Raw genomic sequence first — 25,908 nt, 5'->3', positions numbered from 1 at the left:
TTAAATTAAAGTTACTTAAACCATGCTATAAATAGAATACCTCGTGTTTAACCTCTCACGAGGTGTTGCATTTATTGATGTTTGATAAAATAATCTTTCAGAATATGAATAGCTTGAAGAATTTCTTTCTCGTTTAAAGAAGCAAATCCAAATCTAAAAGCATTCTCTTCTTTACTAATATGTTTAATCCTTAATTTGGATAGGTTTTGTATTGCTGATATTGGAAATTGTTTATCTACTTTTATCCATACTGCCATCCCTCCTGTAGGCAAAGTGTAAGAAATATACTTGTTCAGTTCCTTTTTTAATAGTTGATCTAATAACTCTAGTCTTTCCTGATAAAACTTTTTAGCTTTTTTAAAATATCTTGTAAATTCTCCTTCTTTAATCAAGCTAGCTAAAGAGTTTTGCATATAGGCATCATTTCCAACATCAATTGTTTTTCTTAGTTCAACACATTGTTGAATGAAGTTTTTGGGAGCGACCATAAAACCTATACGAATGGATGGTCCTAATATTTTAGAAAATGAACCGATGTAAATAACATTACCATTATGCCCGCCACTAGCTAATGGAAGGTATGGAGGAGTTGTATAGTGATAATCAAAGTCATAATCATCTTCTATGATAGCGAAGTGATATTGCTTAGAAAGTTCTAAGAGGTGCACACGTCTGTCAACACTTAAAGTGACAGTAGTAGGGTAGTGATGATGAGAAATAACATAAACAGCTGTTATTGTTGTTGTTTTACAAAGTGACTCCAGTTCGTCTGTTTTTAGTCCTTTTTCATCTATTCCTATTTCTAACACTTTCGCTCTAGTATTGCTGAATGTTTGACTAGCTTTTGGGTAATTAGGTTTAGCTACAACAATTTTTGCCTTTTTATTGAGTAATAATTGTGCTGAAAGATAAATACTCATTTGTGCTCCATGAGTAATAAGAATATTCTCTTTAGAGAAAATAAGCCCTCTAGTTTCGGATAGGTAATTGACAAGTTGTTCTCTTAGGGCGAGGGTTCCCTGTGGGTTTTCAAGATTAGCATTTTTAATTGAATAGGTTCTTGTAACATAAGAGCGATAGGTCTTTAATAATGCACTTATTGGTGAAAGCCTAATATCTGGAAAACCGTCATCGATAATAATATCTGGAATAACTGTGTTTTCTTCTACAGAGTGATCTACATCATGATATTGATTAAATGGTAAATTAAAGTCAATATCATAGGAGTGTATACTAGAGAATTCTTCCCACTTTGATGCTTTGAGATTAGGAATGGACTCTGATATAGTTGCTCTTTTTCGAGGTGACATAGAAATCCAGTCTTGTGTATACAGTTCTTCGTAAGCTGCAATTATAGTTTTTCTGTGAAGGTTTAAAGAGTCTGCTAAATCTCTACTTCCTGGGAGTTGATCTCCTGCTTTTAGATATCCATTTTTTATTGCATTGATAATTGATATAGCAATTTGTCTATAGATAGGCATTTTGCTTTTTTTATCGATACGAATGATATGTTCTATTGGGTACATATGAACTATAAGTTGATTTATAACGGATGCATAAATATAGAGTAAATAACGAGAAAGAATTGTTGTTTTTGTTGAATAATTGGTGAGGGAAAAAATGTCTTTTTCTTACCGATTATTCAACTCTAATGTTGTCCAATAAGACAACTTATTATTTTTATATCAATTAGTGTCTAATGTAATTTTAGCTTTTAGACTTAGTTAGATGTAATTGAAGAAAACCACTTCTTATTTTATGAGTTACAATGTCAAATTTAGCATTTAGTTTATCATACATTCCTAAAAGATCTCCCTCTCCTATAATGACTGGGTTGATATTAAAGTAAATATCAGTTACGAGTTCTTTCTCTATAAAGGCGTTGTAGGTACCCGTTCCACCACCAATAGCTAGTTCTGTAATTCCTCTTGTAGCCATATAGGTTATCGCTTCTTCAGGACTATTAACAACGGTGTAACCTTCTATAGGGGGATGTGTATTGTTAGAGAGTACAATTATTTCTATTCCCTTAAAAAGATCTTTAACCTTTTGAGGTGACTTTTGAAAGTTTTGAAAAGTCTTCATGCCAATAACTAAGTTCCCAATTTGATGTGCAAGTTCAAGGTAGAAACTTAAGGCCTCTGGAGGCAATTGGTAAGCAGGGTTGTCTGATAGAAATATTCTTCCATTGATAGAGATATTTGCGATTAAGGATACTTTCATTTGATTGTTTTTTTAGGATTTCAGCAAATCTAAGACACGCTTCCTTTATATTTGCTATGACTTACCTCAAGGATAGTAACTAAAACAATGGCAACAAGAAAAAACGATACAGTATCTAAAGAAACAATTTTAGCACTAAGAGATGCTATTGAATTACTTAGTGGCAAGTGGAAATTTTGTATTCTTAATCATCTACGTGCTAATGGAGTAATGCGATTTAAAGACTTGCAAGAACACGCAAAGGGAATTTCTCCTAAGGTATTGTCTAAAGAACTGCAGGAGTTGGAGGATAATTTACTAATTACTAGAACGGTTAATTCAACCAAACCAATTACAGTATCTTATAGTCTTACTGAGCACGCTCTAGAGAGTTATCCTGTTTTAGAATCTTTAATAGAGTTTGGCCAAAAGCATAGAGATAAAATTAAAGATAAATAGTGTAAGTAATGTGATTAACGATACATTAAATAGTGAAGGATAAAGGTACTTGTCATCAAAAGGAGGGAGGTACTTCTTTTTTGAAGATTTAAAAATATGTGTGAATATGGCTGTATTTATAACCCTTGATAATGTTTATAATCTATATGATCTTGATGCAGCAAGGAAGATAGATGGTATTGTTGTTTTTCATCAACACAGTAAGGCTAATCAAAATTATAAGAAACATAGTCGTCTATTTGAAGGACTGTTGTTAGGTGTTGTATTAAAAGGATCAATGAAAGCTCAGATACACTTTTCTGAGTATGAAGTCAAAGAGGGAGATGTCGCTGTTATACCTCCACAGGTTATGATCGAAACAAAGTCTTTAAGTGAAGATGCAGAAATAGTAACTATTGGTCTTTCATTAGATTTTATTTCAACCTTTCCCATATTAAGAGAATTTGTAATGAATGACCAGATTCGTTGGCAACCGATTATAAGATTGGATTCTGAAGAGCTTCTCTTACAACAGGAGTTAATCAGGCTTATTGAGAAAGTATACAATAAGGAGCAAAGCTCTAATAAAATAGAAATGCTCAAACATCTTGTTATGGCATTGATTAATTTGATTATCGAAAAATATCAAGATGTGCCTAATACTAAAAACCAAACGAAGAATCGAACACACGAAATCATCGATAACTTTTACTCTTTGGTATCTACATATGCTCACAAGCAACGAAATGTACAGTTTTATGCAGATAAACTATATTTAAGTACGCAGTACCTCTCGTCGTTTCTAAAACAGAATACGGGTAAATCTACTTTGCAATGGATTGATCATATACTCATATTACATGCTAAAACACTGCTTAAATCATCAAGTTTATCAATAAAAGAGATTAGCAATGAATTAGAGTTCACAGACACTAGCGTGTTCTGTAGATACTTTAAACGAAATACAGGAATGTCTCCTAAGTTATATCGAGAGGCTTAGAAATAGTACCTAAAACCTTTTAAATCGTCAATACCCTGTTTTGTCACTCTGTTTACTTTTACCACATGAAAAAAACAGATAAAAAAGCAGCAGTAGGGTTTATATTTATTACCCTATTGCTAGATATAACAGGATGGGGTATCATACTTCCTGTCGTTCCGAAACTGATTGGTGAGCTTATTCAAGGTGATATTAGTGAAGCCGCTAAGTACGGTGGATGGCTTGGTTTCGCCTATGCATTTACACAGTTTGTGTTTTCTCCCTTAGTAGGTAATCTTAGTGATAAGTATGGTAGACGACCTATTTTACTGATTTCTCTTTTTGGCTTTTCGATAGATTATATCTTATTAGCTCTCGCACCTTCTATAGGATGGTTATTTGTAGGTCGTATTATAGCAGGACTGACAGGAGCTAGTATTTCTACAGCAAGTGCATACATTGCTGATATATCTACTGATGAGAACAGAACAAAGAACTTCGGGGTAATAGGAGCTGCTTTTGGTTTAGGGTTTATAATAGGGCCTGTTTTAGGAGGTTTATTAGGACATTATGGAGCGCGAGTGCCTTTTTATGTAGCAGCTGTATTATGTCTTCTGAATTTCCTTTACGGGTATTTTATGCTTCCTGAGAGCCTAGATAAGAGTAAGAGAAGGTCATTTGAGTGGAAACGTGCTAATCCGATTGGTTCTTTTCAGTTTTTATTTAAACATCCTAAAATCTCCAATCTAGTATTTGCTTTAGTGTTCGTCTATATTGGACTACATGCAGTTCAGAGTAATTGGCATTTCTTTACGATGTATAAGTTTAGTTGGACAGAAAGGCTAGTGGGTATCTCATTAGGGATATTAGGGTTACTAATAGGATTGGTACAAGGAGTATTGATAAGATGGAGTGCGCCTAAATTAGGAGAGCAAAAAAGTATCTATTTAGGACTTTTATTTTATGCATTAGGACTATTATTGTTTGCTTTTGCAAATCAAGGATGGATGATGTTAGTCTTTTTAATACCGTATTCTTTAGGGGGTATTTGTGGTCCTTCTCTTCAGTCTTTAATTAGTAAAAGTGTACCTTCTGATCAACAAGGTGAGTTACAAGGAGCCTTAACAAGTTTAGTGAGTGTTACTTCTATAATAGGTCCACTTGTTATGACTAACTTATTCTATTATTTCACTCACGAGAGTGCACCTTTTGAGTTTTCGGGAGCTCCATTTTTATTAGCGTCGCTATTGATGTTTATCAGTGCAGCGTTTATCTATTATAGCTTTAAAAAACATAAAAGCTAAGTGTTTATGTAGCAGTATTGACAAAATAATGTTATCAGTAGTATATGTTTTTATAGAAGGTCTTTTGATATTGAAAGATTAGAATAATGAAGAAACACCTTGTTTGTGTTAGTATTAATTTCTTATTTATTGCTGTTATTTTTATAAATGTCGCAAAAAGCCCTCCTAGTTTTTAGCATATTGTAACCGTTATTTTTGTGTAGAGTTCATAACTTTATATTCAATTTAAAAACATAGAATATGCCTTGGGATCCAACAGTATACAACAAGTTTAAAGACGTTCGTTTTTTACCATTTTTTGATTTAAGTACTATGATTCAAGAAACTAAATCGATGAAAGCAGTTGATTTAGGATGTGGTACAGGAGAGCAGACAGCCTTATTAGTAGACAAGTTTAAACATGTTACGTTTACAGGGATTGACTCCTCTTTAGAAATGCTAGAGAAAGCCCATCCATTAGAGTCAGATAGATTAGTATTTAAACATCAGACGATAGAAGAATTTACCTCAGCAGATGAGTCTTGGGACTTGATTTTTAGCAATGCTGCTTTACAGTGGTCAGATAATCATGAAGAGTTATTTCCTCATCTTATTTCTAAGGTAAATGCAGGAGGACAGTTTGCTGTACAAATGCCTTGTCAGGCTGAAAACATACTAAATAAACTGCTCTATGATTTGGCAGATCAACAGCCCTATAAAGCGCAATTAAAAGGATGGAACAGAAGACCTCCTGTTTTAACTTTAGATCAGTATGCACAGATTATGTTTGATGGAGGATTAAGTGAGCTTCACATCTCTCAACGTGTTTATCCTATTATAGCAGAGGATCACGATACTTTATATGAATTTATTGCTGGTTCAGCCTTGATTCCGTATCTAGAAAGATTAGATGAAGAAGAGAAAGTTTTATTTATCAAAGCATTTAAAGAAAAAATAGCTGATGCTTTTCAACAGTTACCTGCTTTATATGCATTTAAGCGAATATTGCTCTATGGTATAAAAAAATAGAGTAAAACAACAAAGCCTAATTACGAGAAATGCGTAATTAGGCTTTGTTATTAAGTGTTATAATATAAACTAAACTATTTTCTTCATTGAGTATATCCGCTAGAGTTCAGGCTTTCTAAGATTAAATTTGTAGTTTTTATCTGTTTTATTTCGAATAACTAAGACAATTTAATAATAAGCAGCCCAAGCAATACACTGACTACTAGGATACCACTTATGATAAGTACTCCTTGTCCTATATGCTTCATATATCTTTTTCCATCAAAGGTGAAGTCTTGAGGATGAATACTAAACTCTTTAAATATAGAAGGGTCTATTTTTAAATCAGGTCTAAAGCGAACAATACCTTCTATAAACTTTGCTCTTAACGCTCTTGCATTTTTGATTTGATATACGCTCCCAACATCTGCACCATCAAATACAACTTCAGTTTGAACGCCGTCTATTCCTACAGCTAGCCTCCATGTCTTATTTACAGGTACTAAGTATACGTCATAATACTCTGAACGGTAAGAATGCCCTAATTGATCATAAAGAATTTCAGCAGTACTTCCATCTTTTTTAGAAAAGTGGATACCTTGATCATCTATTTTTATATTTCTTATGGTTACAGCCATTTTACTTTTTATATAACGATAAAAGCGATATAATACTATAGCCCATATAGGGTAGTAGAATAGACCTATAATGACCAATGTCTTGATCTGCGTTGATACCAATAAGGGCAACAAAGCCAGTAAGATAAATAAGCTCACTAACAGCGCACCTCCAGAAATATTGAAGATCCAAGTAAGTAGTACATTATCCTTAGAGTATAGTGGTGAAAAATCTTTTTGACAATTCTTTTGCATTCGTCGAATATACAAAAAAAGCATAAAAGGAGACTTTTTGAAGTGTTTTTTGTTGAATAATTTGATTAATCATGATGGACTATAATGAATCCCTTTAAACACTTTAGAACAGACTAGTCTAATTAATTAAGAAGAGAATTGCATTTAAACACGAGTTAAAGATTAAAATATTTTCATATCACCATCTTTTATCCACTGTTTCTTTTTCATGATATAGTAGATTAGGTATGACAAAATCATAGGTAATATAATCTGTAAACCTAGTATAGCCAATATAATGTAGGAAGTAGAGTAGGCCTCTTTCATGGCATTAAAGGTTCCTATCTGACCGACTAATCCACAGCTTCCCATACCTGATTCTAATGCCGTATTTTGCATATCAAAGAACAAAATAGCTATTGGACCTAAAATAGCAGAGGCTAAGGTTGGTGGAATCCATATCTTCCAATTCTTATAAATATTAGGGACTTGTAACATACTAGTACCGATACCCTGTGCTAGTACTCCCTTTAGCCCATTATCTTTATAACTGATGGTCGCAAAACCTATCATTTGAGTACAGCAACCTATGGTCGCTGCTCCTGCTGCCAGCCCATCTAGTTGTAACATCAGGCATAAAGCTGCTGAAGAGATCGGTAAGGTTAGAACCATACCCACTACCACAGCGATAACCATACCCATGATTAGAGGATTAGCCTCTGTAGAAAAGATGATAACCTGTCCAATCCATTGCATCAACTGATTAACACTAGGGCCAATCCATTGTGCTAAAGCTACTCCTACTAAAACTGTGACTATTGGTGTTATCACAATATCTATCCTTGTTTCACCAGCTACGGCTTTCCCGATTTCTACAGCAATAATAGTTGCGATAAACACACCTAATGGACCACCTAATTGATACGCTGCTACACCTACCACTGCAGATGAGAATAACACTAGTTGTGGCGCTCTTAAGCTATATGCAATGGCTAATGCGATTACAGGCCCTGTCGCCTGGTTCGCAAATGGCCAAACGACCTCCTTTAAAAACGAAATATCAAATTCTTCTCCTATCGTCTTTAGAATAGTTCCTACTAGTAGAGTAGCGAATAACCCATAGGCCATAGCTCCCATAGCATCGATAAAGTATCGCTTGCTTGAAATCTGTATATCTTTTCTTTGAAGAAATTGTTTCATTAAGTCTTTAATTTAATAAAGTACCTATTATAAGGTACTATAATCGATGCGAAAGTATTAATAATTATAGTAGTAATGTTAATGTTATTCTTAAATTAGTGTCTTCATTAACAAATTAAAGAAATGAATATTTTCAATACTTCTATTAAATCAATATTATTGCTATTCATCTTCCTTTTTCCTTCTTTTATAATGGCTCAGTCACCCGTTATACTAGATAAGATTACATCATTAGATAGTTATAAGAAACTGTATGAAACGAATACTTTTGATCATAATAACAGTTACTTTAAGTCTAATGATAAAGGGCAGTGGAATAATATACCTATTAAGGAGGTATATTTTTATGAAGATTATTTAATGTGTTCTATTGATACTTCAGTTAAAAATACAGCCAAAAGGTTAGCCTCTTATTTAGAAAAAACCTATCCTGATAATCTAATGGTTGAAGAAGACTATTCTGAGCGTATTTACAAGGTTGCTACTCGTGATTTCACTTTTGTTTTTACAGCAAAGGTCAAAGAAGGCAAAGAAATAGTGGAGGATACTAGAGGAGAGTTAAAAATCAGCTTTAATAAGGTTTTTGATAATCCTTTAGCAAATATATCAGATCAATTAAAGGTTAATAAAAATGGGCTTATTTGTCAGTTACAAGTAGAATGTTATAATGTTGTTCCTGCTATTTTTGCAGACGGTGTTCCTATATTATCTAAAAATAAGAAAGATAGGTATTCACATTATGAAACGGTTACTCTTAATAAATATATCCTCAATCCAGAGGCATCTATTGATTTGTCTTTCATTATTACACCTGGTATAGATGATAAAGGTAATATCATGACTAAGATTCCCAAAAAATCTTATGCTAAAATGGTTCTTGAATATGTAAATGCTAAGGGGGATATTATAAAAACAGTTGATGTGTTTAATAATGAAGCTTATGTTACAGATACGATTGTGAGTGATGATGGAACAAGGTATTCTCATTATATTGGTACAGAAGACTATACAAAGAAAGACATTCGATTTAATCATCAACTCACAGCTCCTGTTGATTATAAACTAACAGGGTGGTCTAAAGGCAAAGATCTTCGTAAAGAAAAGAATTTAGAACAGCAGATTAAACAGTTCTATGCAGACTATGCAGCTTTGATTTTGAGTGGAGACATCAATAAAATTACTTCATTATTATATGACTTTTACCAAGAGAAGTATACTTATAATTATAATAGTAATGAACTAAAATCATATGATGAGTATGAGAATTTGGAATTCATGTTAGAGCAGTCTTTTAAAGTTGTAACAGCACAACAAACCAAACTGTATATTAGTAATAATGGACAATTAGCTTACTTAGAAGCGGTAGACAAAACATCTTATTTAAAGGCAGTAGGGTTAGATTATGTAAAGAATATCTCTTTCCTATTTTACATTGATAATAATACCAACGAATTAAAGATTATCCGATGAGAACATATCTTATTACACTTATATTTTTATTAATCAATCAATTAACACTGGCGCAAGTTGATTTAGAAAAGTATAATAGCACAACTACGAATCAAGAGTATATTGATTTACTTACAGATGATTTAACAAAGCTTGAAAGATTTGTAAATTTCTTTAGTAAAAACTCGGATGAATTAGATACATCTATTAAGGCAGTTCCTTTAAAAGTAAATTTTAATCAACTTGAGTATGATGCATTTATCGATGAAATAAGTAAATCTGATATTAGTTTCTTTGATTTTATGAATGCAGATTCTGTTGCGATAAAACTTATTAAAGACCCTTCTGTTTATGCTTCATTAGAGGATATTAAGGTACCTGTCTATCTAAAAAAGGTGTACTATCACGATGGTACAATCCAAAATATAGAAGTAAAGACTAATATCAATACAGGTTTTAAAGCTGAACTAGGACTTGCCAAAGCTGTGAATAAAGTAGACATCGAGATTGCCTTTTCAACTGTAAGTAAAATAGATAGTTTAGTTTTGCCAGCTAAGGTTAATCAAAAAGTTACTTATCGTGGAGTAGAGATAGAGGTACTAGAAGTATCTGATAGAGGAATACTGTTTAAAACTTCATCAGATAATCTGAAGCTTGACGAGATTCAAGCTATTTTAAAAGATAAAAGACGTGTAAGTAGTTATAGCTCCCAAAAATCAGGGACAAGTCCAAAAGATTATGATCTGTTTTTAAAATCAATTAAAAAGGATATCACTGATATTTTGACTTTTTCGGATAAAAATATTGGAATGGAACACTCCCAGTTTAAGAATGCAATAAGTGTTAAAATTAGTAGTTTAGAGGCCAAATTCGCAAGTGAGTTTTATAAATCAGGAGGAGCTAGCTATCACAATCATGAATTTGGTGCGCCTTTAGAGAAACTCATTATTTATATAAATAGTGAAGCTTATGAGAGAAATATAACAAAGACACTAATTAATAAGACACCTAAATCTCGTTTTATTACTTATAAAGGTGATAAAACATTGATATATACCAAAAATCTGAAATTAGTAAAAGAGTTTTCAGAACCCTATTATTCTATAAACGATTATTTCTTTGAAACAGACTTTCAATATTTCTATTTGAATGATAATCTTGAGATGCATCCCCTTACTTATTATAAAGTAGATAATCTAGTCAATAACTTTATAATGGTAAAAGAGGATGATGAATCTCCTTGGGAGTTAGTAGATCCAACGAATAAAAAAATCATGAAAGTAGATAACTACGAGATGAATAGTAAGTATGATTTTACTTTAATCGAATCGAATGCTTCATATTATCTACTAAATAATAACACCCTTGTACCACAGAAAATCGCTAATGTAGATAAAGTTAGCACAGCAGATAAAGGATATTTTGTTGTAGAGAAGAATAATAAATTTGGTTTTATGAATACAGAGGGAAAGATTGTTGTACCTATTCAATATGATGATGTACATGCTTTTGACGATATGACTGATTTATTGCCAAGTGATTTATTATTTGCTGTCAAGCAGAATGAGAAGTGGGGCTTTGTAGATATACATAATAAGACTGTTATTCCATTTATGTATGATGATGTTAAAGGACCTTTTTCTTATGGAATAGCACCTGTATACTTAAATGATGCTTTAGGATTAATTAATTTAAAAAATGAGAAAGTATCTAAGTTTATGGACAGAAATTATTTTGGTTCTAGTAATTTTGGTAAGAGAACGATGGGCTTAAGTGACGGTACTTATAATCATAAAGGAGAGAAAGAAAAGAAATAAGGGACAATATATACCTCCATAAGTTATTATAGACACCCCTCCATAGATTTCTATCAATGGAGGGGTGTCTGTTTAGTGTAATGTGGTTTTATATATTATCTCTTAATTTTCGCCATTCTTTCCATAATGCTAAGTAAGTATCTTTTTCTAGATTATTAGTTGAAAGCTTTTTAGGACTACTGTTTTTATAGAAGTTTTCGATTTCATCTACGAAAGTATAGACTATCTTTTGGTATTCATTTTTATCTATTATAGCTTCCGTTCCATTTTCAGATATATGCCTTACTTTATGATGTGGTAGATGTTCTATAGTCCAATCTATTCCAGTAGGACATCCCCCTATAACAAGGCGTTCCTGTTCATCAAAATACATTAAAAAACCACAGCATGGTATCAGCTGGCTATCATGATTAGACTCATTTAGGTCTTCGGTTAGACTTCTTAATAGATAAAGAGCAGTAGCAGAGACAGTAACCCCTTGGGTAAGGTCGTTAGATATTACTTCATCTCCAATCTTAAGGAATACATCTCCATGTGCACATAGATCAGACTCATCATCTATATTGTTTAACCAATGAAGGTTAGAGACTTTTATGCTAAATGGTGTGTCTATCATATTTATAATGTATTAAATAAGATAATATAGTTTAGTGATAAGTTAGTACTAATATTAAAAGGTTTTCTATTGCTTTGCTTGAGGATTGCTAGGGGTATTCTTGCAGGTTTCTTCGACAAAACAGCCTTCTAGGCAAGGAAACCCCAAGGAAACTGCAAGCAAACTCCTAGAAAGTGCAAGGAAAATAGATTATTAACCTCTTATAGCTATAATAGACTAAATTATCACAAGAATCTATTTAACTTCAAATATATCTAATTTTATTCTGTTTTAATTAGAATCGAGATGGTATTCATCTCATTTGTATTTTGAATATCTATCGAGTAGGTGAAATAGGATCATACCTTATTCCTCCGAAAACAGGGGACTTCTATTTACATTTTTAGGCTATTGATTTATATAAACAATCCTAGATTTTGTAGATTGAAAAAATAGTCAGAATTTTGTACTCGTGAAATTTGCAATCGTCATATTATCCCTATTCATGTTATTCAAACCAGTACTTCCGGTTGTTGAATATGTGGTGCTATATGATTATATCAAGGATGAACTTTGTGTGAACAGAGATAAGCCAGAGCTAGAATGTAATGGAATGTGTCATCTATCTAAAGAGATGGCTAATGCTTCTGATACAGGTAAAGATAAAAGTAAAAGCAATTTTGCTTCGGCAGAAATACAGCTGGTTTATTTTCAAGATATTGTAAATAACACATCTATTCATTTATTTAAGAATTATACGTTTAAGGCGTTCTTTAGCCTTGATAGTGTATATACTTATACTTTCAACGATTTCCTTTTTAGACCTCCTGTCTAATAAACTATTGACTTTTAGTAGATTATTTGTTTCTATATCTAACGTGATTGTTGGTCTAGATAGTAAGTAATCATATCCCGTTTCATGTATAGTGGATCATATATTGGTATAGTACATTGATCTGTATACGCCAGTATAATCAGTTGTATCTTTTGTAGTATGTACTGCATGGTGCTAAGTGATTTTATAGGAGAGTTTCTATATCTACTTAGAAATACGATGTCTATATCTCTATGATGGCAAGCATCTACTGTATGCTTTTGGGGTAAAATAAGTAAAATAGTTTAACCGATGATATTGTCAATATACTTGATGATGTCCTTAATGCTGTACACTGATTTTGGGTTAAAAGATCAGGTGTATGATTTGATCTATAAAAAAGAATCATACAGATTCGCCTAGTCATGTACACACTTTTATGTAACAATGAGAATCTTAACGTGGATAGTAGTACTGTTTCTGTTTACTACAGCTTGTACTATTGATAAAACAGATTATGAATCAGAAAGTAATATTACGAATCCTGAGCATAATGAATTTAAGGAAGTAGTCTCAATCCAAAAAGACAACTATACAATAAGCCTAGAAGCCCTTAATGGACATCTGTACAAAGGGTATAATGAAGTAAGATTAAAAATCACTGATGCAACTACAAAGCAAGTCGTAGAGAATGCAAAAGTGACATTCTTACCTATCTATACTACTGCAGAAGGGAAGATAGAGTCATGCCCTAATCTATATGATCTGGTGTATGATAAAGGAGAGAAAGTCTATAAAGGTTTTTCTGTTTTTACGCAAGAGAATACTCAAGGTGACTGGAAAGTGGAGATTGCATTTAAGGACAAAAATCAAAGTATAAAAGCGAGTCAGCTTGTTTTCGTTGAAAAGCAAAACAATAAGAATCTTAATATGACTTCTTTTAGAGGGATTGACAAGGAGGATTATATTATAGCATTAGTAGCACCTATAAAACCAAAGGTAGCAGAAAACGAACTTGTAGCCGGAATATATAAACTTAATGCTGGAAACAGTAGTTTAAAAGATGCTTATACGGTAGTTGATAATTATACCTTATTACTAGATCCTAGAATGCCTGAACCTTCGATGGGGAATCACTCTTCTCCTAATAATAAAGATCTAGTACAACGTGAGGATAAGTTCTATTATGGTGTAGTGAACTATACAATGACAGGTAACTGGACATTGAATTTTATTATGCTAAACCAACATGGTCGTATTCTAAAGGGAACTACTGTACCTAGTGACTTTACACCAGGTGTAGAAGGAAAGAAAAGTGAACTACATATAGATACTTTATTTTAATTATTATGAAACCTTTTATTACCATATTAATCTTAGGGGTTACAACAGCGAGTGTAGCACAAGATAATAAAGGCCTACAAGATAGTATACCAACTGTATTAGACGAAATCTCTATGCTAGTTCAAGCGAAGAAGAGAATAGAGACAGAGATGAAAATGGCTGTGTCTGTCGATGAGTTTTTGGCTTCTTCAGAACAAATAAGTTTTATCAAAAGAGGGGCTTATGCATGGGAGCCTATGCTGAATAATATGAGTACAGAACGCTCTACCTTGACTATTGATGGGATGCATATTTTTGGTGCATGTACAGATAAGATGGACCCTGTTACTTCTTATGTAGAGAGTAATAATCTATCTACTATAGATATTAAATCTGGGCAAGAAGGAGGAATGCATGGAGCTACTGTGGCTGGGAGTATTGATCTTAAACGAAAAACTACAGCCTTTGGGATAGGGCAGGTATGGACTGGAGCCTATCAAAGTGGGTTCGAGTTTAATAATAAACAGTTCTTTAATCTTGGTAATGTTTCGTTCTCAAGTGAAAAACTAGCTGGTGACGCTAGTATTGCTTATCGGGAAGCTAGTAATTATAAAGATGGAAATAACGATGAGGTAAAGCACTCACAGTACAAAAAATTTAATACAGCTTTAGGATTGGCTTATAAGACAGGTGGTTTATCTTCATTGCGAGCAGATGTTATTTTTGACGTTGCTAAAGATGTTGGTTTCCCTGCTTTACCAATGGACTTATGGCTTTCTCGTGCATTGATTACTTCTGTATCCTATAAACAGCTATTTGAGGACAAATTTATACGTGTTTGGGATACCAAGGCTTATTTTAATGCGATAGAGCATTATATGGATGATACTACACGTCCAGAGAATTTGGTGCATATGGATATGCCAGGCTGGAGTACTACTTACGGGTTACTGTCTAAAGCAAACTTTAAAAGTGGAAAGTATTCTTCTGAATTACAATTGAACGCTTATAATAATCTCTCGATTGCAGAAATGCGTATGTACCCACAGGATCGCTCTAAACAAACAATGTTTGCGTATAGTTGGCCATGGGTAACGACGACTTATGCAGGGGTATCATTGAATAATACGATAGAGTTCTCTGATGATCATAGACTGAATTTCGGAGGGTCAGCAGGAATAAACTATAATTACTCAAAGTATATAGAGTTTAACTGGATTTTTCATCCAGGTAGCCCACAAGAGAAGACAAGGTTCTTACCAAGTCTACACACTAGCTATGAAATGGATATTAATCGATTTAATTTCTCTGTTGGTGTAGGATATGGGCATAGAGCGCCTTCTGTGTCGGAAGCTTATGGATATTATATCTACAATAGTTATGATCGCTATGACTACATCGGAAATCCTAATTTAAAAAATGAGATTTCTAATGAGTTAAATGCAAGTGTTGGGTATAAAGGAGATAAATTTTCACTACAAGCTAAGGTGAATTACTTCTATATCAAGAATTATGTTATCGGAAGAATATTGAGCTTAGGTAGTCCGATGAATTATCAGTCAGTTGGTGTAAAAGGATATACCTCTTTAGACTACGCTACGCTATTTAACTTCGCTCTTAATGCAGACTATCACATCATGGATGATTTGCATTGGAAAGGTGGTGTGACGTATGCTAGAGGTCAAGATAACGAGAAGGGAAACTTGCCTTTCATTAGACCATTTAGTTATCAGACGTCTTTACACTATCTATTCAGAGATTTTAGTATACAGACTTCTATCAATGGTGATGCGAAACAACGAGATTTTAGTCCAGAATACGGAGAGAGTTTGACTCCATCATACACGATTTGGAATGCTTCAGTTGATTACACTTTTTATATCAAAAACTTTAAAACAGTGTTTCAAGTAGGAGCAGAGAATTTACTTAATGAGTACTATAGTACTTATGCAGATTGGGGTAATATCCCTAGGATGGGACGTAATGTATTCACGTCTCTAAAAATAAACTTTTAAAAATAAAACCTAATAAATAAGACAAATGAAAAATTTAACAAAGAGCTTTTTACTATTTGCAGCTTCATTAGCTGTTGTTTCTTGTTCTAATGATGATAGTAACGCTGTTGCTAATAATGTGACTTTAGAGTTTACAAATACATTCAAGGATAAAGTAATTGTTCTAGGTGATGCTAGTTCTTCTTCTGCTACTGTTAATAAATCTGCAGAGGGGCAAGAACATCAATTTTCTGAATTAAAATATGTGATTAGTAATATTCGTCTAATTAAAAATGATGGAAAAGAGATTCCTTATCATGTGAATGATTTAGATAAAGGAGCAACTGTTGTTAACCAAGCGAAGACAGAGACATTAAATTACTTATTAACTAATATCCCTAGAGGAGAGTATAAACAAATCAAATTTGGTCTAGGTGTACGCAGTGATCTAAATGTTCTTGATCAAATTAAGTTTCCTGTTTTTTATGCTAACGCTGGAGCTAATGATACTGAGATGATGTGGGAATGGGGAACAGGATATCGTTTTACTAAGATAGAAGGATTCTATGATGCTGATAAAAAGCAGATGTCTATACACACAGGAAGTACTCTAGATGATGGAGATAATGGTGAACTAATACAAGGTGTAGATGCGTATAGAGAGGTAGTCTTAAACTTACCAACGCATGCAGTGGTGGGAAGTTCTGCGCCAACGATTAAGATTAAAGCTGACTTTGATAAACTATTAACAGGGAAATCGAATACAATTAAATTAAGTACAGGTAAAGGGCCAAATGATAATGCTACACCTAATATTCATACAGCAGTACAGATGGTGAAGTTTGTAGATAATTTAGGAGGAAATGGAACGAGTGATGTTACTGGAATGTTCTCTATTATCAGTGTAAAATAAGAAGTACAAGTATAGAAGAGCTGTTATCTACATAACAGCTCTTTGTCTTCTAAAGGGTTTTATATAATTGCTATTACAAATGAAAACAACAACAAAAATAAGTGTACTATTACTTCTACTGTGCTTAATCTCTTGTAATAAGGATGAGTATGAAGATATTGTGATTGACAATCCAGAGATAGAGTTAGGAATTCCTACTAGTTTTCCAGAGTGGAACTCCGCTGCTTTAAAAAATAAACCTACAAAGTATGGAGTTGAATTAGGAGAAAAGCTGTTTACAGACCCAAGGTTGAGCAAGGATAATACAATCTCCTGTTCTAGCTGTCATATACAAGAATCAGCTTATGCAGATCATCATGCCCAAGCTATAGGTGTAGAAGGAAGGGTAGGGCTTCGCAATGCATCTCCTATTCAGAACTTGCTCTTTATGAAGTATTACAATTGGGATGGTAGTAAACTTCAATTAGAGAATCAACCTATCGTGCCTATTATCACACATGAAGAAATGAACTCTTCTATCGTAGAAGTACTAGATAAAATAGGAACCGATATAGAGTATAAAAAGCTGTTTAAAAAAGCTTATGGAGATGAGTCTATGACTCCAGAGAGAATATATAAAAGTATCGCTCAGTATGAGTATACGTTGATCTCTGCTGATAGTAAGTACGATCGTGTTCAGCTAGGACAAGAGGAATTTACTAGTCAAGAGGCTTATGGATATAGGGTATTTACTCAGAAGTGCAGTAGCTGCCATAGTGGAGCACTTTTTACAGATCAAAGTTTTAGAAATATTGGTTTTCCTATCAATCTCGATAGTAATGAAGCGGGGAGAGCTAGGGTAACGGGTAATTTAAAAGATTATATGAGCTTTAGGGTACCTTCTCTTCGAAATATTGAATATACTGCACCTTATGGAAGCTTTGGGCAGTTTAGCTCTTTAAAAGAGGTGTTGGATTACTTTGATAGAGGAGTATTAGATGCAGATAACTTAGACCCTATTCTCAAAGAGGCAAACAACCGTATTGCACTTAGTGAAGAAGAGAAAGAAGCTTTAATTGCTTTTATGTCTACTTTAAGTGATTCTAAGTTTATAGGCAAATAATCTGTTATTTATTGATATATAGCTTTTTATTAGTTGTTATATAAAGTGTTTGTTTATTATTGTTTAGTGGTTGGAATATTCTTTTATAGATAGTTATTTTAATTGAATACTTAAAAAAGAGTGTAACAAATTGTTATATCTAACTACTTATTAGCTAGATAAGATATTAAATGCCAAAAAAGATGAATAAGACAAATTACACAAATTATAGTATTGAAGAATTAAAACAAAAAGAAAAACAGTCAAAAGTATTAGCTGGTTTATTGGTAGGGATGCTTCTTGTTCTCTTGGTGTTCTTGGGATATAGAGCTTTGACAAAAGGCTTCAATGCTTTAATAGCTGTTCCTTTTGCACTTTTGCCAATTGTGATAAACTTATTTACTACTGCTAAAAATATTAGAAAAGAGATAGAATCTAGACAAGAGAAATAACTTACTACACTTGTTTAGTTTCTTCTTCAAGGTTTTTATGCTCAGCTCCCCATTTGCCTAATGCTTTAATGATGGGAGCTAGTTTTAGACCTATAGGTGTAAGTTCGTATTCTACTCGTGGCGGTACTTCTGGATAAATAGTACGGATAATAACCTTATTCTCTTCTAATTTGCGTAGTTGAAGAGTAAGCACTCTTTCTGTAATATTTGGTAATACCTTTTTAATCTCTCCAAAACGCATCTTCCCTTCAAGTAAATAACAACAAATAGCCATCGTCCATTGCCCTCCAATTATACTTGTGGCATATACCTCATTACATTCATTTTCAAGGGCTTTTTTGTTTTCGAAGTGAGTAGAAGTCTCCTTAATTTTGGTCATACTTACTTTTTTGATAGTATCTAACAATTGGGCGCTAAGGTACAAAAAGCTGTTTGAACTCCCTATTTTTGCAGTAGTAATAACGATTAATGCTAAGAAATGATGCGTACATTAGTGATCTTAATCCATCCTAATTTTGGAGAATCTATTGTAAATAAGTTATGGTTAAAGGAGTTAGAACAATCTCCTGAACGATACTTTATTCATAATTTACACAGTGAATATCCTGACGGAATACTTGATATTCAAAAAGAACAGGAATTGATAGAATCCTATGATCATATTGTATTTCAATTTCCCTTTTACTGGTTTAATTGTCCTCCTTTGTTTAAAACGTGGTTAGATGAAGTACTGACTTATGGTTGGGCTTATGGTAGTCAGAGTGGTTATAAGATGAGTAATAAGAAAATAGGATTAGCTATAACAGCTGGGATTGATGAGCAGGAATATAGTGCAGATGGAAAGTATAAATATACTCTAGAACAACTGTTAGCCCCTTTTGAAGTAACCTTTAATTACATTAAGGCTGACTATCAAGGATTCTATGCATACTATGGTATAGAGCAGGATAGCTCAGTAGAAACCATCAAAAACAGTGTAATTCCTTACGTACAATTTATAGAAACAATATAATATTTTAAAAAGTAGATAATGACATTAGAATTATATCAAATAGATGCCTTTACAGAACATATTTTTCATGGAAACCCAGCTTGTGTTGTACCCTTAAAAAGTTGGTTACCTGACGAGGTATTATTTAAAATAACAAGAGAGAATGCGGTTGCAGAGACAGCATTCTTTATTGATAACGGAGATAGTATTCATTTGAGATGGTTTACTCCTGAGATAGAAATGGACTTATGTGGTCATGCTACATTGGCTACAGCACACTGTCTATCTAGTATATTAAACTATCCAAAGGACAGAATTGTATTTGACACCAAAAGTGGTGAGCTAATCGTAGAGGTTAAGGACGGAATGTACTATATGGATTTTCCTTCAAGAATGCCAGAGGCTTCATCATTACCTGATGTTATTGCTAAATCACTTAATATACAGCCTAAAGAAGTTTTTAAATCTAGAGATTATATCTTAGTCTATGAGTCAGAGGAAGAGATAAAGAATATTAAAGTGAATCAATCTGTATTAGATTTAATCAACCTAGACCCAGGGGGTGTGGTGGTAACATCAACAGGGGTAGAGAGTGATTTTGTTTCTAGATATTTCACACCTCAGTCTACTATTCTTGAGGATCCCGTAACTGGATCAGCACATTGTTCTCTTATTCCATTCTGGTCATCACGATTAGGCAAGCATATACTTTTTGCAAAGCAAATATCAGAAAGAGGTGGTGAGTTATACTGTGAAAATAAAGCCGAAAGGGTAATCGTAGCTGGTAAAGCAAGAGTTTATTCTAAGGGACAGTTTGGGATAGAATAATATAACTCAAAAGAGGATAAGTAAAGCTTATCCTCTTTTGTATTTTAGGGGGAGTTTATTGATTATTAACAGTCTATTTCTTAATGACAGATGGAGATTAGTTCTAGATTGTTATCAAGGCAATAAAATCAATATTAAATATTTAGGAGGTAATTAGAAGTTTTTTTATATGTTTACTAGTCTAGTAACAAACACTTAAAAAACTAAATATTTATCATGAAAAAACTTTGTCTTATTTTAACCTTAGCATTGGTAGGTAACACTTTTGCACAAGAGTCTAATGATTCTATTGCTGTCAGTAGATTCTTTTATAGCACAAAAATCTTAAAGGATCCTCAAAAAACAGATCAGATAACGGAAGGGGTAGCTATTCTAGATATTAATCAAAGTAACTCTCGTTTTACTGATTATGGAAGCCTACAGCGAAGTGAGTTTATGACAATCTCGAAGACAGATAAATCATTGTCTAGAATGGATATAATGAATAAACTAAGGCAGTTTAAATCTGGTTTTGCTTGGTCTATATATAGTAATGCTGATGAAAATAAGTTTTATCTTGAACAAAATAGACAAAAGTATTATTATAAAGAGGATAAAAATAGTATCAAATGGACAATTGCTCCTGAAGTAACTCAATGGGAGGGATATAAGGTACAAGAGGCTACAACAAGCTACGGTGGACGTGTGTGGTATGCTTTATTTACAACAGACATTCCTGCCTTAAATGGCCCTTATAAGTTTAATAATCTACCGGGGTTTGTAGTTAAGGCATGGGATGCGGCAGGAGAGTACGCTTTTGAATTTACCAACAGCCAAAATATAAAATTAGCTAAGGATGCTTTAGATGGATTAGCTAATTATGAAGAGGTGTCTAAAAAACAAGCTAAGAAAGCAGATAAGGTTTTTTATAATAAAACAGCTGTAGATTTACTGATAGAGTTAAATCCTGGAAATGCAAAAAATATAGATCAATATCCAGCAGGGATGAAACAGAAACTGATCTTAAGTAGTAATCCTATAGAAAAAGATTTTTAATTAAATCATATTTATTACTGATGGAAGTAATGCTGATTGATAGGAGTATGATAACTTTGCACTAAAGTATATAGTAATACAGATAACAATGGGAAGAAATACACCTGCCAATAGAAAGGCTGTCAAGGATAAAATAGACAAAAAGAAGAAGAAAGAACAGGAAGCAGCTGTTAAGCGAAAAACACTTCTAAAAGAAATAGTGAACCAAATGGCTAATAAGAAGTAGTTTTTGGACATAAAATATAAAGCCTATATCAAAGGGATTACTATTGATATAGGCTTTTTTATGCTTACTAGCTATAATTTTTATAAGAATAGATTATCTTAGATAAGGTATTAATAAAGAGTAATAATATGAAACAAGTTTTAACCTTACTTATCGCTTTGTTTAGCATGATGTCTGTTTATGCAAAATGTGGATCGTTTGGCTTAAGTACTTTCCCTAATGGATCGACCATTAATCAGAACGCTATCTTTATGATAGAGGGCTATGCTGACAGTCAATCAATCATTAAAGCGCTTAATAAGGAATATCCCATATATCTTAAAAGTGGGGATAAGATAGTGCCTTTAATTGTGACAGAGACTTACGTAGGTAGTTTTAATTTGACACAAGCTATCTTAAAGCCTGAGAACGAGTTAGAGGCAGGCCTTGAATATACCTTAGTAATTGATAATCTACCTCAACATGACAAATTAGAAAGACGTAATACAGAGTCGGGTGAATATGAAGCCATAAAGTATAAGGTATTGCCTACTGTAGATACTGATAAACCTGTGGTTGCTTCTAAGCCTAAGATAGAAAAGAAAGAAAACGTTATGTATGGATGTGGTCCTTCTTCTAATGTGATATTTTCTAATCCTGCCAAAGATGATTCAGAGTTCTTAGTAAAGACTACAATGAAAAATGTAAAGACAAAAGAAGAAACTACTTATTATTTAGTTGCTTATAAAGATACTATTAGTGTAGGGCATGGTATGTGTTCAGGGGCTTTTAGTTTTAAAAGAGATAATGATTATGAAATAGAGTTTGCCTTTATGGATAGTTCTGGTAATATAACAGAATGGGAAGGAAAGCGAATTAAGTTTAGTCCTCCTACGTTTAAGGGAATATTTTAATGTATTAGAAATAGGTAATTACATATTATATTCTGTTAGGACACATGATACAAATATATAATATGATTTTAATACGATATTCAGATAGAACGACCTGCAGCATATGCATTAAGACATGCCCCAAAAGTGTCTAACTTATTGGAGCATGTTTAAAGGAGGGCACTATTGATATAGTCTTATTTTACTCGAATTAATTCGACTCTTCTGTTCTTAGCCTTATTGCTGTCCGAGTCATTAGCAACTAATGGATTCTCTGCACCCAAACCTTTAGCGGATAGTTTCTCTTTAGCGATGCCTTGTTTTATTAAAGCATTCATTACTGCATTAGCTCTATCGGTAGATAGTTTTTTGTTGTGAGATGCTTCTCCTGTATTGTCTGTATGTCCTTCAATTGAAATCTTTAAAGAAGGATTTTTCTTTAAGGCAACTGCTATTTCATCAACTGTTTTTTCTCCATCTTGAGTAAGTGTAGACTTATCGATATCAAAGTTGATATATAAGATAGATTTACCTTTCTCTGTTAGGTCTTTTACTATTTCGTCTGCTGTAATTTTAGTAATTGTCTGCTGTAGGGCTTCTTCTTGTAAGATATTAAGCTTACCACCTGCATTATTAGCAGTGTATTGGATATAAACGTTTCCTTGATTATGTGTACGGATAATATAAAGTTTAATTAATTCTCCAGTATATCCGATATCTCCTTCATCTCCTTTATTCGGATCTTGTTTATTATAACGTTCATATTCTTCCCCTGTGATTTCTCCTTCAAAAACTTTTACTGCTCCTATAGAATTTAAATAATCCTCTAAGCTTTTTTCAAAGTAGCGTTGAGAAAACTCTTCCCCTGCTACAGCAGTTACATTAGTTTTATACAGTTTTCCTTCAATAGGAATCATTACTCCATCAATAGGGAAGTAACATACATCAAAGTTTTTCTGAAATGGTTTGTTCATTTCTTTTAATCCTTTAGGTAAGGTAAAGAATGGGAAAGTACCTATATCTGCTTTGCTATAAGCTATATCTTCAATATTAAATCCAGCTTTAGGTGTGTCTATTTCTTCAACATTTGTTGAGGTTTGTTCAGTTGTTATTTCGGGGTTATTTTCTTCTTTGTTCTTTTGGTTACAAGACATAACGATTAATGCCATTGCTAATAAAAGTGTGGTTTTTTTCATGATCTGAGCTTTTGATTCGATTATTGTTGTTTTTTGACAATTCAAAAATCGGTAAAAAAATGATAGATAGGATATTAAATTTTAAAAAGGAATGAAAACTTAATATAGATAGACCTTTTTATTCAATAATAAATGTTGTTTAAAATAATTCTAAATAATATAGTTGTATTAAAAGTAGTTTTTTTATTTTTGATAAAACTCAAAATGTACTAATTATGAATTACTTTATCCGTTTCAGTTTATTATTCTTTTGTGCAACCTTCTTAATATCGTGTAATAATAGTGATATTCCAGAGAAAGCTACGCCAGTTACTAATTTTGATGTTGACCGTTATTTGGGAACGTGGTATGAGATAGCGCGTTTTGACTTTCGATTTGAAAAAGATTTGAATAATACTTCAGCTCAGTACAGTCTAGATAAAGATGGGAATGTAGAGGTTCTTAATAGTGGATATAATTACGTAGAGAAGGAGTGGTCTGTAGCAAAAGGAGTAGCAAAGTTTAGAAAAGATAAAGGAACAGCAGCTTTAAAAGTTAGTTTCTTTGGGCCTTTCTATTCTGGTTATAATGTCATTGCTTTAGATGAAGATTATCGATATGCTTTAATAGCAGGGAAGAATCTTGATTATTTATGGATTCTATCTAGAGAAAAAACTTTGCCTGAAGATGTGAAAGTAAAGTATTTAGAAATTGCTAAAGAAGTTGGATATAATACTAGCAAGCTTATATGGGTAGAGCATGATAAGAACAATAATCCCTATTTAAAATAATAAGAAGAGTATTCTCTAAAGAGACTTTATAGATATAGCTTAGGAATATGTAAGTTACGTTTATTATTAACACAGTTGTGAGTATCTAACCCTTATTTACTGTAGGATATGTTTTTTATAAATGTAAATCGTTATATTACAGGTAGGATACAAATGATAATGTAATAAAAACGTTTAAATCTATGACTATATATAGTTATCACTTAGTGAAAGTATCTTTATGGATGAGACTAAAATTGCTATTTAATTCACATAGATTAAAGAGACAAAAGGGTTTATTACACATAGAAGTAATGTCTAGCATGGTGTTAGGTTCTCCTATTTTTTCCCTATCTAGATTAAAACTTAGGTACGTAGTTATATTTGCCCAATGGGAAGATGAACGTGTATTAGATTATTTTTTAATCCATAATAAGATTGGTAGAACACTTGCAAAAGGAGAGTATCTCAAGTTAAAATTAATTAGACAATGGGGCAATGTCTCAGGGTTTGTACCAGAGAAACTAGAGAGTATTAGTGAAGACCAATCTGCTTCAGTTGTAGCAGTTACAGTGGCTAGGATGAAGTTCTTACAAATACCAAGGTTTATTAAATGGGGAAGACTAGTAGAGATGTTGGTACGGGATCACCTAGGAGTACTATTTGCTACAGCATCTATTGGTTTTCCACATACAGTCTCTACTTTCTCTCTATGGAATACACAGAAAGATATGTTAGACATGGTCAAGGGACATGGCAAAGTAGATGAACCTAACCGTCATATAGATGCGATGAAAGAAAGAGAGCGAAAGGACTTTCATTATGAGTTTACGACTCTTAGGTTTAGTGTTATTTCAGCATCTGAGAAATGGGGTAGTAAGGTTAAAGAATAAAGGAGATATAAAAGCACTGTACAGCTACATGGATATAGTTCAAGAATATATGGATTATAGTACAATATAAGATGTTACGATTAGTAATCTTAGAGATATACCCAAAGAAAAGCGAAACAACGAATACTAGTACAAAAGCTAATATGGCATTAGGTAACGGCATAATATAAAAGAAACCTAAGTGCGCAATAGTCATTAATAAAGCAGTGAAGATGTTACCTGGACTGATACTTTTAGATGAAGGTTTAATGTATTTATCAATGTAATTTTGGATTAACCCTCTGTATAAAACCTCTTCTCCTAAAGCCTTTATTGGAAAACATATCAAGATAAAGAACCAAATCTGATCTAAGTATTCATGATGTATATCTGATGAATCTGATAAGAATATCTGTAGACTATTAACTACTAAAAAAATAACAGCAAACAGACTAGTGTATTTGATTAGGTTTTTCTTAGACTTGCTGTCTATGTTTAGTTTTAAAGAAACGCGAATAGGTAATGTATGTTTCTTGATAAAAAGGATACTTAGAATAATTAAAGGAACAGAGGCTAGTACTGATTGATACTCTGTATTGTCAATAAAGCTTAAAGACAAATAGGTAGCTGTAATAACAGTATATAATAAAAAATATAATAGAATCGGATAGATAAGTTTATTCTGTATCTTCATAATAATTGTTTAGTTAGTAGTGTTTTTTATTATCTTTACTAAGATA

The 25,908-nt window shown here is 32.7% G+C and carries 27 protein-coding genes; 19 read left to right on the top strand and 8 right to left on the bottom strand.

Annotation, left to right across the window (positions count from 1 at the left end; all coding sequences use genetic code 11):
- Positions 1-71: 71 nt before the first annotated feature.
- Both BK054_RS14635 and BK054_RS14630 read right to left on the bottom strand, forming a co-directional pair.
- Positions 72-1,526 (bottom strand): PLP-dependent aminotransferase family protein, encoded by a 1,455-nt coding sequence (locus tag BK054_RS14635; RefSeq protein WP_198032305.1) that lies wholly within the window; start codon positions 1,524-1,526, stop codon positions 72-74.
- A gap of 181 nt (positions 1,527-1,707) precedes the next feature.
- Complete coding sequence (locus BK054_RS14630) at positions 1,708-2,223, bottom strand: dihydrofolate reductase family protein (RefSeq protein WP_071307401.1); 516 nt, start codon at positions 2,221-2,223, stop codon at positions 1,708-1,710.
- A gap of 87 nt (positions 2,224-2,310) precedes the next feature.
- Between BK054_RS14630 and BK054_RS14625 the strand changes: the two genes are divergently transcribed.
- The 4 genes from BK054_RS14625 to BK054_RS14610 all read left to right on the top strand — a co-directional run bounded on the left by BK054_RS14625 (position 2,311) and on the right by BK054_RS14610 (position 5,931).
- A complete protein-coding gene (locus BK054_RS14625; RefSeq protein ID WP_071307400.1) occupies positions 2,311-2,661 on the top strand; it encodes a winged helix-turn-helix transcriptional regulator in 351 nt (116 codons plus the stop codon).
- 106 nt (positions 2,662-2,767) lie between these two features.
- On the top strand, positions 2,768-3,640 hold the full coding sequence (locus BK054_RS14620; protein ID WP_071307399.1) for a helix-turn-helix domain-containing protein: 873 nt from the start codon (positions 2,768-2,770) through the stop codon (positions 3,638-3,640).
- Between the two features lie 65 nt (positions 3,641-3,705).
- Positions 3,706-4,923, top strand: a complete 1,218-nt coding sequence (locus BK054_RS14615; protein ID WP_006265383.1) for a TCR/Tet family MFS transporter — start codon at positions 3,706-3,708, stop codon at positions 4,921-4,923.
- Positions 4,924-5,163: 240 nt separating this feature from the next.
- Positions 5,164-5,931: a methyltransferase domain-containing protein gene (locus BK054_RS14610; protein ID WP_006265382.1), complete on the top strand. Its 768-nt coding sequence runs from the start codon at positions 5,164-5,166 to the stop codon at positions 5,929-5,931.
- Between the two features lie 158 nt (positions 5,932-6,089).
- Here the strand turns inward: BK054_RS14610 and BK054_RS14605 are convergent, their stop codons facing one another.
- Complete coding sequence (locus tag BK054_RS14605; protein WP_232234289.1) at positions 6,090-6,782, bottom strand: hypothetical protein; 693 nt, start codon at positions 6,780-6,782, stop codon at positions 6,090-6,092.
- 162 nt (positions 6,783-6,944) lie between these two features.
- Positions 6,945-7,961: a PTS transporter subunit IIC gene (locus tag BK054_RS14600; RefSeq protein WP_006265381.1), complete on the bottom strand. Its 1,017-nt coding sequence runs from the start codon at positions 7,959-7,961 to the stop codon at positions 6,945-6,947.
- A 123-nt stretch (positions 7,962-8,084) separates the two neighbouring features.
- Here BK054_RS14600 and BK054_RS14595 point away from each other — a divergent pair, with 123 nt between their 5' ends.
- Positions 8,085-9,431 (top strand): hypothetical protein, encoded by a 1,347-nt coding sequence (locus tag BK054_RS14595; RefSeq protein WP_058699602.1) that lies wholly within the window; start codon positions 8,085-8,087, stop codon positions 9,429-9,431.
- Positions 9,428-11,227, top strand: a complete 1,800-nt coding sequence (locus BK054_RS14590; RefSeq protein ID WP_006265379.1) for a WG repeat-containing protein — start codon at positions 9,428-9,430, stop codon at positions 11,225-11,227. The genes BK054_RS14595 and BK054_RS14590 overlap by 4 nt, the downstream gene beginning before the upstream one ends.
- Before the next feature lie 88 nt (positions 11,228-11,315).
- On the opposite strand, the gene BK054_RS14585 is transcribed toward BK054_RS14590, so the two are convergent.
- The gene (locus tag BK054_RS14585; protein ID WP_006265378.1) at positions 11,316-11,843 is read right to left on the bottom strand and encodes a hypothetical protein; all 528 of its coding nucleotides are present in this window, start codon (positions 11,841-11,843) and stop codon (positions 11,316-11,318) included.
- 484 nt (positions 11,844-12,327) lie between these two features.
- Here BK054_RS14585 and BK054_RS14580 point away from each other — a divergent pair, with 484 nt between their 5' ends.
- The 6 genes from BK054_RS14580 to BK054_RS14555 all read left to right on the top strand — a co-directional run bounded on the left by BK054_RS14580 (position 12,328) and on the right by BK054_RS14555 (position 18,399).
- Entirely contained in the window at positions 12,328-12,657 is a 330-nt protein-coding gene (locus tag BK054_RS14580) for a hypothetical protein (RefSeq protein ID WP_006260135.1), read from the top strand.
- A 426-nt stretch (positions 12,658-13,083) separates the two neighbouring features.
- Positions 13,084-13,980, top strand: a complete 897-nt coding sequence (locus BK054_RS14575) for a hypothetical protein (protein ID WP_006265377.1) — start codon at positions 13,084-13,086, stop codon at positions 13,978-13,980.
- A 5-nt stretch (positions 13,981-13,985) separates the two neighbouring features.
- Positions 13,986-15,974, top strand: coding sequence for a TonB-dependent receptor domain-containing protein (locus BK054_RS14570; protein ID WP_006261307.1), 1,989 nt, complete (start codon positions 13,986-13,988; stop codon positions 15,972-15,974).
- A 25-nt stretch (positions 15,975-15,999) separates the two neighbouring features.
- The gene (locus tag BK054_RS14565; protein WP_006260139.1) at positions 16,000-16,866 is read left to right on the top strand and encodes an MbnP family protein; all 867 of its coding nucleotides are present in this window, start codon (positions 16,000-16,002) and stop codon (positions 16,864-16,866) included.
- 79 nt (positions 16,867-16,945) lie between these two features.
- A complete protein-coding gene (locus BK054_RS14560) occupies positions 16,946-17,968 on the top strand; it encodes a cytochrome-c peroxidase (RefSeq protein WP_071307397.1) in 1,023 nt (340 codons plus the stop codon).
- A 182-nt stretch (positions 17,969-18,150) separates the two neighbouring features.
- Complete coding sequence (locus tag BK054_RS14555) at positions 18,151-18,399, top strand: hypothetical protein (RefSeq protein ID WP_071307648.1); 249 nt, start codon at positions 18,151-18,153, stop codon at positions 18,397-18,399.
- 4 nt (positions 18,400-18,403) lie between these two features.
- Here the strand turns inward: BK054_RS14555 and BK054_RS14550 are convergent, their stop codons facing one another.
- The gene (locus BK054_RS14550; protein WP_041895342.1) at positions 18,404-18,778 is read right to left on the bottom strand and encodes a winged helix-turn-helix transcriptional regulator; all 375 of its coding nucleotides are present in this window, start codon (positions 18,776-18,778) and stop codon (positions 18,404-18,406) included.
- 102 nt (positions 18,779-18,880) lie between these two features.
- Here BK054_RS14550 and BK054_RS14545 point away from each other — a divergent pair, with 102 nt between their 5' ends.
- The 5 genes from BK054_RS14545 (at position 18,881) to BK054_RS14530 (ending at position 22,372) form a co-directional block, all read left to right on the top strand.
- Positions 18,881-19,411, top strand: coding sequence for an NAD(P)H-dependent oxidoreductase (locus tag BK054_RS14545; RefSeq protein WP_006265376.1), 531 nt, complete (start codon positions 18,881-18,883; stop codon positions 19,409-19,411).
- Positions 19,412-19,429: 18 nt separating this feature from the next.
- On the top strand, positions 19,430-20,218 hold the full coding sequence (locus BK054_RS14540) for a PhzF family phenazine biosynthesis protein (protein ID WP_006261303.1): 789 nt from the start codon (positions 19,430-19,432) through the stop codon (positions 20,216-20,218).
- 216 nt (positions 20,219-20,434) lie between these two features.
- Positions 20,435-21,253: a GLPGLI family protein gene (locus tag BK054_RS14535; RefSeq protein ID WP_006260145.1), complete on the top strand. Its 819-nt coding sequence runs from the start codon at positions 20,435-20,437 to the stop codon at positions 21,251-21,253.
- An 88-nt stretch (positions 21,254-21,341) separates the two neighbouring features.
- The gene (locus BK054_RS18475) at positions 21,342-21,479 is read left to right on the top strand and encodes a hypothetical protein (RefSeq protein ID WP_006263660.1); all 138 of its coding nucleotides are present in this window, start codon (positions 21,342-21,344) and stop codon (positions 21,477-21,479) included.
- 128 nt (positions 21,480-21,607) lie between these two features.
- Positions 21,608-22,372, top strand: a complete 765-nt coding sequence (locus BK054_RS14530) for a hypothetical protein (protein WP_006265375.1) — start codon at positions 21,608-21,610, stop codon at positions 22,370-22,372.
- A gap of 176 nt (positions 22,373-22,548) precedes the next feature.
- Here the strand turns inward: BK054_RS14530 and BK054_RS14525 are convergent, their stop codons facing one another.
- Positions 22,549-23,547 carry an OmpA family protein gene (locus BK054_RS14525; protein WP_071307396.1) on the bottom strand — a complete coding sequence of 333 codons (999 nt, stop codon included), beginning with the start codon at positions 23,545-23,547 and terminating at the stop codon, positions 22,549-22,551.
- 215 nt (positions 23,548-23,762) lie between these two features.
- On the opposite strand from BK054_RS14525, the gene BK054_RS14520 reads away from it, so the two are divergent.
- Both BK054_RS14520 and BK054_RS14515 read left to right on the top strand, forming a co-directional pair.
- The gene (locus BK054_RS14520) at positions 23,763-24,317 is read left to right on the top strand and encodes a lipocalin family protein (protein WP_006265373.1); all 555 of its coding nucleotides are present in this window, start codon (positions 23,763-23,765) and stop codon (positions 24,315-24,317) included.
- Between the two features lie 182 nt (positions 24,318-24,499).
- Positions 24,500-25,189 carry a hypothetical protein gene (locus tag BK054_RS14515; RefSeq protein ID WP_071307395.1) on the top strand — a complete coding sequence of 230 codons (690 nt, stop codon included), beginning with the start codon at positions 24,500-24,502 and terminating at the stop codon, positions 25,187-25,189.
- Here the strand turns inward: BK054_RS14515 and BK054_RS14510 are convergent.
- Positions 25,179-25,862, bottom strand: a complete 684-nt coding sequence (locus tag BK054_RS14510) for a CPBP family intramembrane glutamic endopeptidase (protein WP_006263651.1) — start codon at positions 25,860-25,862, stop codon at positions 25,179-25,181. The genes BK054_RS14515 and BK054_RS14510 overlap by 11 nt on opposite strands.
- Positions 25,863-25,908 lie beyond the last annotated feature (46 nt).

Source organism: Myroides sp. ZB35 (genome assembly GCF_001865835.1).
Lineage (GTDB): Bacteria > Bacteroidota > Bacteroidia > Flavobacteriales > Flavobacteriaceae > Flavobacterium > Flavobacterium odoratimimum.
The sequence above is the reverse complement of the archived record's forward strand: the minus strand, read 5'-3'. Positions and strand labels throughout refer to the sequence as shown.